This window comes from Pseudoalteromonas atlantica (assembly GCA_007988745.1).
Lineage (GTDB): Bacteria > Pseudomonadota > Gammaproteobacteria > Enterobacterales > Alteromonadaceae > Pseudoalteromonas > Pseudoalteromonas atlantica.
This window is the reverse complement of sequence record BJUT01000010.1, coordinates 34093-46990: the sequence shown is the minus strand read 5'-3', so window position 1 is coordinate 46990 and position 12898 is coordinate 34093. Positions and strand designations below refer to the sequence as shown.

Here is a 12898-nt window from a genome sequence, read left to right as displayed (position 1 = left end):
AGATTAAACGTACACGCTTTTTAGGCTGAACTTAAAGCCTTGAGCCGGTTATATAATTAAGCCATTACAATAACGTATGAATAGTTAACAGTATATTAGGCTATAAACTTAGCGCTTAGATTGTACCGCCCCTAAATTGAGCAAATTTAATCCTGAAAGGTCAATAGCACCTAATGCCATAAAATTGTCATACAGGCTTGCTACTTTAATGCCCCTATTAAACGACAATCAGGTTTTGCAGTGACGATGCAGCGCAAAGTACTAGAGTACATTTTAAGTAACGGTGAAATAACCACGTTATTTCAGCCTATTTTTGATATAGCTAATCAAACAATTATAGGTTACGAAGCGCTAAGTCGAGGGCCTAAAAACAGCCCTTTGGAAATGCCTAACCGACTGTTTGAAGCGGCCAGTGAACACGCTTTAATTTCAGAGCTTGAGCTATTATGCCGCTCAAAAGCAATTGAAAACTTTGTAAAGCTTAATCTAAACGGTAAGTTATTTTTAAATGTAAGCCCTAAAACCTTGCTCGACCCTTGCCACCCAAAAGGTGAAACCTTGCACTTAATAGAGCAGTTTGGTTTAGCAGCAAACCGCGTGGTAATTGAGGTGACAGAGCAAGAAAAGGTCGACGATGGTTTTTTATTATTAAAAACAATTGCACACTACCGCGAGCTGGGTTTTACCATTGCCATTGACGATTTAGGTGCTGGTTACTCGGGCTTAAAACAGTGGTCTGAACTATGCCCCGACTTTGTAAAAATCGACCGTTACTTTATTGATCATTGCGATGAAAGCGAAGTTAAAAAAGAGTTTTTAAAATCGATTACGGTACTCGCAAAAGCAACAAACACCGCAGTAATAGCCGAAGGCATAGAAAGAGTAGAAGAGCTTGCCTATGTTGAAAGCTTAGGGATAGCAAACGTACAAGGTTTTTTACTGGAAAAACCAAACTCAAATCCAAGCCTTGATTACAGCTCAGAGCAATTACAAGCATTGAACTTTAAACAGCCAAGCAATACGTTTGATCAATCAATGGCGATTGGCTGGCTTGCTGTTACACAAGAAGCAATAGACAGCGAAACCCGTTGTAAAGACGCCCACAAGCTATTCGAAAAAGATAAAGCCGTGATGAGCCTAGCGGTTTTAAATAAAGCCGGCCAACCGGTTGGGTTACTACATAAAGATCAGCTCACTGAGGTGTTTGCTGCGCCCTATGGCCATGCACTTTACGACAAGTGCCCCGTAACCGACTTTATGGATAAACAACCTTTAGTGGTGGATGAAAACCAACTTCTTGATAGCGTGAGTCAGCAAATTACAGAGCAAGACTTTGATATTCGCCGCCATATTGTGATCACCCGAAATAAACGTTACCTAGGGCTTGCCCCATTGCGTGATATTCTAAAGCACATAACAGAAGAAAAAATTCGTCACGCCCAGCATGCTAACCCACTCACCATGCTCCCTGGTAATGTAGCGATTAATGAGGCAATAGAGCAAAGGTTACGCTCACAAAGTGCGTTTTCGCTTGCCTATATAGATCTTAATCACTTTAAGCAGTTCAATGATTTATACGGCTATGCCAGTGGCGATAGTGTGATTAAATTATTGGCAGATGTAACCGTGCAAGCATGCGAAAACAGTGCTAACTTTGTAGGACATATAGGTGGTGATGACTTTATGGTTGTGTTTGACCAATCAGATGCTGTGTATATTTGTAATACCATAATTGAGCAGTTTGAACTGCAATCACGCACTTTTTTTACGCCTGAGCACATTAAGAGCAAAGGCTACTGGGCTACAAATCGTGAGGGAGAAAAGCAATTTGTACCTTTACTTACGTTATCAATTGGCCTTGTGGAGCCCGACTTACAAGAATGTAAAAACAGCCATCAAGTTGCAGCACTTGCAACAGATGCTAAAAAAGAGGCTAAGCGGTATCGCCATAGTTATTTGTTTATTTGTAAGCGCAGAAAGCCTGCGCCTGCCGTAGTGCGCTTAGCACCAGAGAATAAACAGGTGGTATAAAAAAATAGGTAATTATTATGTTGCCATTAAAAGTAGTTGTTGGTGGGTTTGCTTTATTTGCGGTTAGTTTTTTTGTGCAAGGGGTAGAAATTGTTAATGTTGCTCAAAAGCAAAGTGTGCAAAATGCCCGTGAAGAATACCTAAGTGAGCTATTAACACGAGCCCTAGAGCGGGCTAATTACCCTGTAGACATAAAAATGCAGCCAGTGAGCTTACAGCAACAGCGTGACCTGATTGAGCTAGATAAAACAGAGTTAGATGTTTATTGGAGCATGAGCAGCCCAGAACGAGAGGCACGGGCAATAGCCGTTAAAGTCCCGCTATTTAAAGGCTTTATAGGTAAGCGCGTTTTATTAACCAGTAAAAAAAATGTCGAAAAATTTAAAGGCATTACCACTTTGGCGCAATTAAGTGAGCTCTCGGCAGTGCAAGGGCATGATTGGCCAGATACAAAAATAATGGCCTATAACGGCTTACATGTAAGGCCGCTGAGTAACTATCAAGCTATGTTTACGCTTACTAGCCGGGGCAGAATCGATTACTTTCCTCGCTCATTTATCGAAGTTAATTCTGAGCTTGTTGCCAATGCGCAGAGTAACTTAGTTATTGTGCCTAATTTATTTATTAGTTATCCCACCGGTATTTATTATTTTGTTGTAAGTAGTAAGCCAGCTTTAGCGCAAGCCATAGAGCTTGGGTTGCAAAACATGCAAAACAGCGGAGAGTTTGATGCGTTATTTGATGAGTATTTTGCAAAAGACATAAACTCTCTCCCTTTTACAAAAGGTTATACCACGGAGCTAAAGCTCGATAACCCTTACTTTTAAAACAAAAAAGGAGCCATAGGCTCCTTTTTTATAATAGGGTTACATGCACTTTATTAGCGAAGTAACGCTTCAGGTAATACTGGGCGAATTTCACGGATAATTGCTTGCGTAAGCTTAGGTGCACCACAAATAATGTTACCGCTATTGTTGTAGTTAACGCCACCTGCAAAATCAACAACCATGCCGCCAGCTTCTTTTACAAGTAACTCGCCTGCTGCTGTGTCCCACGGTTTTAAACCAATTTCAAAAAAGCCATCAACACGGCCCGCAGCTACATACGCCATATCTAGCGCTGCAGAACCTGCACGACGAATATCAGCAGTTTGTGTAAACAATGCTTTAAACGCGTCTGTGTATGCATCTAAGTGATGTTTTTGTTTGAAAGGGAAGCCTGTTGCTAAAATTGAACCAGCTAATTCTACGGTTTTAGTAACGCGTAAACGCTTGCTGTTTAGCTGTGCGCCTTGACCACGAGATGCAGTGAAAAGCTCGCCACGAATTGGATCATAAATTACAGCTTGGTCTAAACGACCTTTTACTTTAAGTGCGATAGAAACCGCGAAATGAGGGATACCCTTGATGAAGTTAGTTGTGCCATCAAGCGGGTCAACAATCCATTGGTAATCTGCATCTTTGCCTTTGTGCTCACCTAGTTCTTCACCAACAATGCAGTGATCAGGGTAAGATTTTAAAATTGTATCACGAATTGCGGCTTCGGCTTCTTTATCAATGTTAGTCACTAAGTCGTTAGTGCCTTTTTGTTGAATTTCAACTTTTGATAAATCTTCACTTGCGCGAAGTAAAATTTTGCCTGCGTTGCGCGCAGCGCGAACCGCAATGTTTAACATTGGATGCATGGTATTACCTTTGGGTTGTAAAAGAACGTTTATATATTTAAGCCGGCGTATTTTAGCGACTTTTGCCATAAAGTAAACAATAAACCCCAAATACTTTTGTGCGTTTTTTGTACGGCCTTGAAATGCATGTAAATTTATTCGTATCTAAGACATGTTGGCGTGTATGGATTGAAATTTGTTCAACCGAAGGGCAACTTAATCACAGCGCGAAGTGCGAAGCCTTGGGGGCTCAATAACTTCCATGAAGCAAAGCTTCCGCGTCCTGCTAGCAAACATACTGTTGTAAAAATTAATCTTACAAGGGCAATACACGCCAATAATACTAAAAAGTAAAAAAAGTGCTTTACCTAAAGTTAGCTTGAGGTTTTATCTTGTGTTTAAGCATTCAACTAGGGTAAATAATAATGAAATTAGAACACGTACATTTAGTAGTAAACGATATAAATGCCATGCTTAAATTTTACCAAGCAGCCTTTCCTTATTGGTCAATTAGAAGTGAAGGGCATAACACCTGGTATGGCAAACCTAAGCGCTGGGTACATTTTGGCGACGATAACCATTACATTGCTATAAGCGATAATGGCGAGCATAAAAACAGAGATTTGGCAGGGCACCAAGTCGGACTGGCTCACTTTGCCTACGTTACAAACAACCTAGACGCTGTTATACAGCGCTTAAAACACGCCGGATTTAGCATTGATAAAGAGGGTGCAGAAAACCCATTTAGAAAAAACGTATATTACTTAGACCCAGCAGGATTCGAGGTTGAGTTTGTGCAGTATATGAGTGACATTCCAAGCGAGCGTAATAACGACTTATAAAATAGGCAGTAAACAACGGTGTAGAAAAGCGCATAATATGGCTTTTCTACCCATTGTGTTTTTACCCGTATTATTTATTACTCACCCCAAGCTGGGCCTTTAAATCATTAGCAAAACTCACAAACTTTTCTTTAATGGTGCGTTTAACTTTTACCTCCACCGAACCTAAAACTGTTTTACCTTCTAGGTTAATTGTGGGGCCTTGGCGCTTATTAAGCGACACCGTTTTGTTTTCAAAACTACCTAATATACAAAACATTTTAGAAACTACATTAACGTGCTCTGGTACGTAAATTTCTTCGCTGCCAAAAATACAATTTACATGCACGGTAACATGTTGGTGGGCAAAAATAGCATCAGTAAAATCTAAAACAATCGACCCCATATAGTTTTGAATATAAATATCTTTAGGCACCACCCATTGGCCGCTACGCTCGCTTGAGCCTAAAATGCTTCGCAGTGTTAAGTTTTCTTCATCCGCTTGTTGGGCACTGTAATTAGGGGCAAATTGCGTTTGCTTTTGAGCACTGTACTGGGTATCTGTAGTAAGGGTTAAATCCTCTACTAAATTAAGTAACGCAGTATTATCGGTTGCTTCCATTGCACTGTCTAAACGCCTTTCAAAGGCTTCAGCTGAAATAACGCCATGGCTGTAGTTATAAATAAGTTGGTCTATCACTTGTTCGCGAACTTGCTCTATTGGGCGGTCTTCAATTTTTACAGACATGGGAATAATCCTTTTTATATGAGTTACCACTATACATAGCAAGTGCTGTACCAAAACTTAACTATCTATATATCAATGGCTTATTATTTTAATAACTCCGCTTAATTTATTATATTAACGATAGATTAACCAAAACAGCAATATAATCGTTATTTTCACCACTTAAGAAAGTTTTACCTAATAGCCTGTAAATGTTTACTCGGAGGTATTTTTATTTATACCCAATAAAACAGCTAACCCCATGAATTTAAAGTATTAATAAAGTTGGCCTAAAGCTCGCATATACAAAAGTGTCTTTAATCAAAAGGAGAAAGATTATGAAAACATTCAACAAATCTATGATTGCGACTTTAGTTCTAGGTACTACAGCTATGGGTGCTCAAGCGGGCACTTGGGAAAATGAAAGTAAAGATGCTTGGATTGATGGTAAGGCAGAAACAGTGCTTCTTATGAACACTAATCTAAACAACTTTGACATTAACACTGATGTAAAAAATGGCAAGGTAGTACTTACAGGTAAAGTAAACAGCGACCTTGATAAAGAGCTAGCTGAAGAACTTGTAATTAGCCTAGATGGCGTATCTGATGTAGAAAACAACCTAACTGTTGTGAAAAACATGGATATGGACGACAAAGATCGTGACACTATGGATGATGACGATAACGACTTAACTGACGCTAAAATCACCACAGTAATTACTACACGTTTCTTATTTGACTCAGAAGTTGACGGTACAGATATCGACGTTGATACCGACAACGGTATAGTAAAACTTAAAGGTTCTGTTGAAACAGAAGCTGAAAAGCAGTTAGCAGTAAAAATCGCTAAAAATGCTGAAGATGTTCGTGACGTAGTAGATGAACTAACTATTGTTGCTGAATAATACACTATACTAAAAAGCCCAGCTTAGCTGGGCTTTTTGCTTGTCATTTTTAAAGGAGCTACAACATGGATATCATTCGTATAATATTGTCGATTTTATTACCGCCACTGGGTGTATTTTTACAAGTTGGTTTAGGTATGCACTTTTGGCTAAATATTTTACTAACTTTACTGGGTTACTTCCCTGGTTTAATTCACGCTATCTACATTATTGCTAAAAAATAATGTGTGGTGTGTTCAATGTGAGCCGGCCACTTTTTTATAGTTATTAAAATTGTAAAAAAGCGGCTTACATACTTCTGTGTTTATTTTTCTGTTATTTCCTGCCTATTCGCATGCAAAAAGATTACTATTTAAGCAGTCAGCTTACTGATTGTTAAAATAAAGGTTTTTGCTAGTGACAAGCCTTAAAAAACTTTTTATACTGCAACCCGCTTTAGTCGCTCAGTGGCTAAACGCTTCAAAAATTAACTACCTCGTAGTTATACAAAGTTGGCCCCTTAGCTCAGTTGGTTAGAGCACACGACTCATAATCGTTAGGTCCCCAGTTCGAGTCTGGGAGGGGCCACCACTTTTACAAGCTTTCCAAGTAAATACCTACTAACCGAATTACCCTGTGATAATAGTTTTAATAGCAATAGATAAATTTCTATGCTTGTTCTGGTTTCATATAAATTCGAGCCTAGAATATAATCAAAAATTAATGTACCCTTTTTGTTTTTAATAAACGAGGGAATGTTATGTCAAATAAAATTATGATAGAACGAAATATCGGTGTTTTACGTGAAAAAATCAGAAGCGCTGATACTACGACAGTTATGGGGTGTGTTGCTATTGCAACGAGCGCAGATATGTTGTCTGGAGCTAAGCTATCTAAAACACAATATAGTTTCATCGTAAACAGTCGCCAGCGATGTAATTTAATAAAAATTGCTCTGTACAAAGATTTAACTAAGTTAATTAGTGAGAAGGCTATACCCAAAATATTATCTGCTGCTGATCCTACCTCTGATTTATCAAAAGCTGCTTTTATGACTGAAGCCTCAGCAGATTCTATAGGAGAAGCTTTAGAGGTAAAAACGGGCATACCGGCATTCAAAACGGCAGCTGTTTTAAATGCGTTAAGTACAGGTGTTCAGATTAAAACAATGTGGGATATACAAGCTATTGAGGATGGCTTTGCGCAAAGTCCAAGGCAGTTTGAGAAGTTATTTGCCGATTGGAGAAGCTGGAATATTGAAGAACGTTATCAGGTGGCTCGATGAAAAAATTATTAATTTTACTTTTACCAAGTACATGTTTTGCACAGTTTTCAGACTTGTCATTGTGTGAAAACAAACAATCTATGCTAGGTATGGAGTTCTATACTCACTGTGTGGGTGTAGCTGACGCTTCTGTAAAAAAGTTGGAATCCGATGTAACAACTAAGCAGCTTTATGATTACATTACTTTAGGGCTCAAAGACGCAAGTACTTTAGAAAGGTTTCTCTCAGATGATTTGATTGGAACTTTACATGCAATTATATCTATTGATCCAGAGCTACATTACTATACTACAGTAGGTAATAATGTTTTAGTGATGACCAAAGAAGGACTAAATATTTTTGAAAAACACGATGGTTATTGGTTACAAAAATTAGTATCAAAAAAGCCCAATAGATAAATATGTTGCTATTGCATGATGAATGGTATGTGTAATTACTTTAAGTAAGTTTGTAGTTCCAGCCCTAAAGTGAGCTAGCTCTTGTTAAGTTGTACAAGAGCTATTTTGCGTATGGATAATGACTCAGTTTTTTCTCTTTATTATTAGTTGTACTCGGTGACTAGTTGTTTACTTGAAGCGGACAAATTATTCAGTAGCTAAGCCGAAGAGGGTTTTATAGCAAGAAGATATTAGAGCTAAAACTCTTTCAATCGTGAAGAGGGGTTTATGGCAAAGTTATTAAATGCGTTATTAGTACTTAAGTGCTGGTTATAGGCAAAGCCTCTGCGGCTCAACGATAATTAAAAGTCTTTAATTGGAACTTTTTAGACTTGGCTAAGAGTGAACTTACGTAGTTAAAAGTTGAACTCTACTACCTCAAACTATGTACCTCAACTTAAGTTAACTATCTTAATTTTTAATACATTTAAAGTTTGACCTGTAAACTTATAATTATAATCTCAGAAACAAGTTAATTGTTTTGTATACATTTTTAATGTAGGTATCTTAGTATTTGGAAGGGAAGTTGCTGTATTTGTTTAATGAGAGTTTAGGGTCTAAATAAGTAGCCTCTAGCAATGGCTTGCTAGAGGCTTTAACCAATTAATTTACTTGGTACTTACTGTTAGTACGAATGTAAATAGTGGCTGTTTTGTCGCTAGTGTTCTCAATCGTGTGGGTAAAGTTACCGGTTGATTCTACATAGCTGCCTGCGCTTAGGTTTTGCGCTTTATCTTGCTCGCTTGAGTTGTACTCAACGGCGCCGGCTATAACAACAGCACGAAATTCGCTTGCATCTGTTTTTATTTCACCTTTAAAGCCGGCAGGAAGTTTAATCATTGAGCCGTTCATATCGGCTGTACTTCCCCAAAGGTAGGCTGTTTGAACGCCTTGGACGTTAATGTCGTTTAAATCGCTGCTGTTTAGCCATACTATGTTGTCTGCATGTAGGTTTAACGGGCGCTCACCATTATCAAACTGGGCATTAGTTGGTTTAACTAAGTACGGCCCAGAGTCGATTTCTAAGTAAATTAAATTTGTTTCAGCATTGGCTGCAGTGGTGTGGTTTTCACCTGCAGGTTGTGTCCAAAACGAACCCGCTGGCATCCACATTTTTTCAGCTGTTGGGTCGTCATTATGCATTTGCCCTTCAATAACGATACCGCGGTAAGTAATGTTGTGAATGTGCGGCGGAGATTCAAAGCCTTTTTTAAAGCGTACTAACATGCCTGTTGCGGTGTCGGTTGTGCGGTTTCCCCATAAATCTGCAGCGCCAGGGCTTTTATCACCACGTAGCGGGTTTAAGTAACCCCAGTCAATATTGCTTGCAGCAACAACTTTTGATGTGCTTTGCTCTGCAGAGGCTGGCGTTGATATAAGTGTTGCAACCAGTGCAAGAGTTGATGCGTTTAGTAAAAATTTCATTTAAAAGCTCCGTTAAGTTGGTATAGCGCTATAGTACGGCTTAAAATTCAGTCAATAAATGGGTATAAGTTAAATACACTTTCGCAAAAACGTGGATAATAACGCTATAGTTACGCATGCTGGTTTATGCAATAAGAGAGTTTGATGAAAATAGCTGATTTACAAGTATTACTCAAAGTGGCTGAGCTGCAATCAATTACAGCTGCTGCAAATCAATTAGATATGAGCTCATCGGCTGCAAGTGTCTCGTTAAAGCGAATAGAGCAGGCGCTTGGGGCACAAATATTTGTACGCACAACAAGGCAAATTCGCCTCACGCCTGAAGGGGAACGGTATTTACCCCTGTGTCAGCAGGCTCTCGATTTATTGCAACAAGGGCAAGTGCTTATTCATGAGGAGCAGCAATCTATTAGTGGTGAAGTGCGAATAGCAGTGTCATCGGAAATGGGGCGCAACCTTATGCGGGTATTGCTAAATAATATTATGGATAAACACAGCGAAGTGACGCTGCGCTTACAAGCAAGCGACAGTCGCGCTGATTTTTACCGTGATGGAATTGATGTTGCGCTGCGTGCCTTAACTAAAGAGGCCGCACAGGAGCTAAATTTATACGGCTTTAAAATTTGTAACATTGCACATGTGCTATGCGCCTCGCCTGAGTACATTAAAAAGCACGGTGAGCCGTTAACGCCAGATGACCTACTGAATCATAATGCCCTTTTATATAAGCTCTACGAGGTAGTGCATGATGGGTGGGAGCTGTATAACGATAATCAAAAATACAAGGTTAAAATGAGCAGCGACCGCGCCGTGAACGATGGCGATATAGTAAGGCGTTGGTGTGTTGATGGCACCGGGATAGCCAAAAAATCGGCCATTGATGTAGCTGAAGATTTATTAGCGGGCAGACTAAAAAGGCTAATGCCTGATTACAAAATCCCCCTCACTGAAATGTGGTTAGTACTGCCTAGCCGCCAGCTTATAACGCCTGCCATTAGGCTTATTCGTGATGAGTTAAAACACACTATTAGCCAATTAAGAAAAAACCTGATTGCGCAAGGTATAATTAACGAGCAAGAGTGGCCCGATTCACCCTAGTGCACCTTACGCGAGGTTAGTGTTGCTAGCCTTGCGCCTTTAAATTAAATTCGCTTTCCTGTGGTGGATTAAATTAAAATACACGCTCTTCTTTTATGTTCTATTTTTTCTAATTATTGGGCTTATTGCTCAGCCGATCCTATATTTATTCTAAGCAAGTGTTAGTTAAGTCCTTTATCCATTTACAGGTATCGTATGTTACTTAAACAAAAAGTTTATATTAGTCTTATTTTGGCTATTGTTGTGCCGTTAGCGGTTTCTACATTTTTATTTTCAAATAGTATTCAAAATCATACCGATGAAAAGCTCGCAAAGGTTGATTTACCCACCGCACTGAGTGAAGTAAAAAGCAAAATTGAACTCGAACTTGCCACTCCTATAATTGTTGCCAAAGAAATTGCGCAAAACAGCTTTGTAAAACAGTGGCTAAGCAACGGTGAGAGTGAGCAAGCAAGAGCCGATTATATTAATTATTTAGCCAGTATTAAAAAAGATAACAACGCAGTTATTGCTTATATAATTTCCAAAAATACCAACAACTATTACACCGATATTGGCATATCTAGACAGATAGATAGAAGCGAAGATGTATGGTTTGATCAGTTTTTATCTTCTAACAGACCCTTTGAAATAGCACTGGATATAGATAAAACCACAAATAGCATGGTGGTTTTTATTAACTATGCACTGCAAATTAATGGTGAGCGTACCGCCATTACAGGCGTAGGGCGCTCGCTCGATTCTATGATCAACTTAATTAACGAATACCGTATTGGCGAAGCCGGTGTGGTGTATTTGGTCTCTGATGAAGGTGAGGTAATGCTTCACAGTGACAGAAGTAAAATGGGTCAAAAAATTAATATTAACGATATAAAAAATGGCGCCATTATTAGTAAAACAATGGCAGGCGAAGATTATGTTGTGTCGAGTACGCCTATTGAGTCATTAGGTTGGCATTTAGTGGCGGAAGTGCCTGAGCAGCAGTTATACGGGCCAATAAATAGTGCCATTAATAGCAATTTGTTATTTGGTGTGATCATTGCCATTATTGGCTTTGCCTTGGCCAGAGTTTTAGTGTCGCAAATATTTAAACCCATTGAAAACATAACTGCTGCAGTGAGCGCGTTAACTAAAAAAGATGGCGATTTAACCGTAAGGCTGCCTACTAACGATAACAACGAAATATCAGAACTTGCCGCTAACTTTAATTTATTTTTAGAGCAGTTACATGGCATGTTTAAGCAAGTGTCGGACTCAGCAAACCACGTTAAAAGCATTTCAGAAAATGTGTTAGTACAAGTACAAGGCGCGGCCAACTTGGCCGAGGTACAATCATCGAGCACGCAAACGGTGGCGGCAGCCGTTAACGAAATGGAAGTAACCGTACAAGACATTTCAAACAGTGCTAGTAATGCCTCTGACATTGCGACTTCAACAGAAGAAGCGACTCATAAAGGGGTGGAGTTTGTTAATAGCACGATAAAGCAAATGGAGCAGCTAGAAAACGCCATGGCTACCTCGGTTGCCTCGGTAACTGAGCTTTCAGGAGAGATAAAGTCAATTACGCAGGTGCTTGATGTTATTAAAGCAATATCAGAGCAAACTAACTTACTGGCACTCAATGCTGCCATAGAAGCCGCGCGGGCAGGCGAACACGGTCGTGGTTTTGCCGTTGTAGCCGATGAAGTAAGAACCCTTGCTATGCGTACTGCAGAGTCGACCGAGCAAATTAACGAAATGATAGACACATTAAATTCTAAGGCTTCAAGTACGGTGTCGGCTATAGAGCTTGGCAGTAAAAATACCCTAGAAAACGCCGAACGTTTAAAAGTAACGGGTAGTACCTTAACGGGTATCTCTCAAGAAATTGTTACCCTAAGTGAGCTAAATAGCTCAGTGGCTACAGCCACCCGCGAGCAAACGTTGGCTACCTCAGAAATTAGTCAAAATGTGGTGATGATTTCTGATTCTGCTGAGCAAACAAAACAAAATATGAAAACCTCAGAGCAGCTATGCAATGGGCTAAATGAAGAGTCGAATATATTAAAAGACTTACTGGGTAAGTTTACGCTTTAAAAAAAGTGACAACATTAAGCTAAAAAACGCGTTGTAACTTAGTTAATCTAAGCTTTGATTAAGAGGTTTATTATCCAAAGTTTAGGTTAATAACAACGCGTTTTTAAAAGGGTTAATTTTTACGGTAAATTTCGTGTTGAATGTCGTAAATATTAACGCTTAAGCTGTCAGAATCTCGGCAATAAGTTTTTAAGCACTCAAGCAAGCGCTCGCTTAACATTTGTTTTTGTTCAATAGAGCGCCCGGCCATGATATGCGCCGCAATATGAATAAACCCTTCTTTTCCTTCACCTAGCTGGTATTGCTGATAAGCAATAGCGCGGGTTTTAATGGTTTCTAAGTCAAACAAACCACTTTGAAAAGTCGCGTTGTGCACTTTTTCAACAAGTACTTGCGGTAATACAGGAAGATCTTCAGAGTGTTCAATAATAATGTGCGGCATTTACGCGTT

The 12898-nt window shown here is 39.3% G+C and carries 13 protein-coding genes and 1 tRNA gene; 10 read left to right on the top strand and 4 right to left on the bottom strand.

What is annotated here, in order from left to right:
* Positions 1–240 precede the first annotated feature (240 nt).
* Both PAT01_RS06900 and PAT01_RS06895 read left to right on the top strand, forming a co-directional pair.
* Positions 241–2031, top strand: a complete 1791-nt coding sequence (locus PAT01_RS06900) for a GGDEF domain-containing protein (protein ID WP_096740221.1) — start codon at positions 241–243, stop codon at positions 2029–2031.
* A 17-nt stretch (positions 2032–2048) separates the two neighbouring features.
* Positions 2049–2858, top strand: a complete 810-nt coding sequence (locus tag PAT01_RS06895; RefSeq protein WP_004587609.1) for a substrate-binding periplasmic protein — start codon at positions 2049–2051, stop codon at positions 2856–2858.
* Between the two features lie 53 nt (positions 2859–2911).
* Here PAT01_RS06895 and suhB read toward each other — a convergent pair whose 3' ends face one another.
* Positions 2912–3715, bottom strand: coding sequence for an inositol-1-monophosphatase (gene suhB / locus PAT01_RS06890; RefSeq protein WP_121638042.1), 804 nt, complete (start codon positions 3713–3715; stop codon positions 2912–2914).
* A 404-nt stretch (positions 3716–4119) separates the two neighbouring features.
* Here suhB and PAT01_RS06885 point away from each other — a divergent pair, with 404 nt between their 5' ends.
* Complete coding sequence (locus PAT01_RS06885) at positions 4120–4536, top strand: VOC family protein (RefSeq protein WP_004587607.1); 417 nt, start codon at positions 4120–4122, stop codon at positions 4534–4536.
* Positions 4537–4606: 70 nt separating this feature from the next.
* On the opposite strand, the gene PAT01_RS06880 is transcribed toward PAT01_RS06885, so the two are convergent.
* On the bottom strand, positions 4607–5263 hold the full coding sequence (locus PAT01_RS06880; RefSeq protein WP_121638040.1) for a LiaF domain-containing protein: 657 nt from the start codon (positions 5261–5263) through the stop codon (positions 4607–4609).
* A 317-nt stretch (positions 5264–5580) separates the two neighbouring features.
* Between PAT01_RS06880 and PAT01_RS06875 the strand changes: the two genes are divergently transcribed.
* The 5 genes from PAT01_RS06875 to PAT01_RS06855 all read left to right on the top strand — a co-directional run bounded on the left by PAT01_RS06875 (position 5581) and on the right by PAT01_RS06855 (position 7809).
* Entirely contained in the window at positions 5581–6147 is a 567-nt protein-coding gene (locus PAT01_RS06875; protein WP_154945207.1) for a BON domain-containing protein, read from the top strand.
* Positions 6148–6212: 65 nt separating this feature from the next.
* A complete protein-coding gene (locus tag PAT01_RS06870) occupies positions 6213–6371 on the top strand; it encodes a YqaE/Pmp3 family membrane protein (protein ID WP_004587604.1) in 159 nt (52 codons plus the stop codon).
* Positions 6372–6640: 269 nt separating this feature from the next.
* Positions 6641–6717: transfer RNA gene (locus PAT01_RS06865), tRNA-Ile, on the top strand.
* A 169-nt stretch (positions 6718–6886) separates the two neighbouring features.
* Complete coding sequence (locus tag PAT01_RS06860; RefSeq protein ID WP_138579481.1) at positions 6887–7411, top strand: hypothetical protein; 525 nt, start codon at positions 6887–6889, stop codon at positions 7409–7411.
* The gene (locus PAT01_RS06855) at positions 7408–7809 is read left to right on the top strand and encodes a hypothetical protein (RefSeq protein WP_138579479.1); all 402 of its coding nucleotides are present in this window, start codon (positions 7408–7410) and stop codon (positions 7807–7809) included. The genes PAT01_RS06860 and PAT01_RS06855 overlap by 4 nt, the downstream gene beginning before the upstream one ends.
* A gap of 642 nt (positions 7810–8451) precedes the next feature.
* Here PAT01_RS06855 and PAT01_RS06850 read toward each other — a convergent pair.
* Positions 8452–9273: a DUF4437 domain-containing protein gene (locus PAT01_RS06850; RefSeq protein ID WP_138579477.1), complete on the bottom strand. Its 822-nt coding sequence runs from the start codon at positions 9271–9273 to the stop codon at positions 8452–8454.
* A 144-nt stretch (positions 9274–9417) separates the two neighbouring features.
* Between PAT01_RS06850 and PAT01_RS06845 the strand changes: the two genes are divergently transcribed.
* Positions 9418–10371, top strand: coding sequence for a LysR family transcriptional regulator (locus PAT01_RS06845; RefSeq protein ID WP_064387367.1), 954 nt, complete (start codon positions 9418–9420; stop codon positions 10369–10371).
* A gap of 195 nt (positions 10372–10566) precedes the next feature.
* Positions 10567–12447 (top strand): methyl-accepting chemotaxis protein, encoded by a 1881-nt coding sequence (locus tag PAT01_RS06840; RefSeq protein ID WP_055252630.1) that lies wholly within the window; start codon positions 10567–10569, stop codon positions 12445–12447.
* A gap of 112 nt (positions 12448–12559) precedes the next feature.
* Here the strand turns inward: PAT01_RS06840 and PAT01_RS06835 are convergent, their stop codons facing one another.
* The gene (locus PAT01_RS06835) at positions 12560–12889 is read right to left on the bottom strand and encodes a 5-carboxymethyl-2-hydroxymuconate Delta-isomerase (RefSeq protein WP_154945206.1); all 330 of its coding nucleotides are present in this window, start codon (positions 12887–12889) and stop codon (positions 12560–12562) included.
* Positions 12890–12898: the final 9 nt, after the last annotated feature.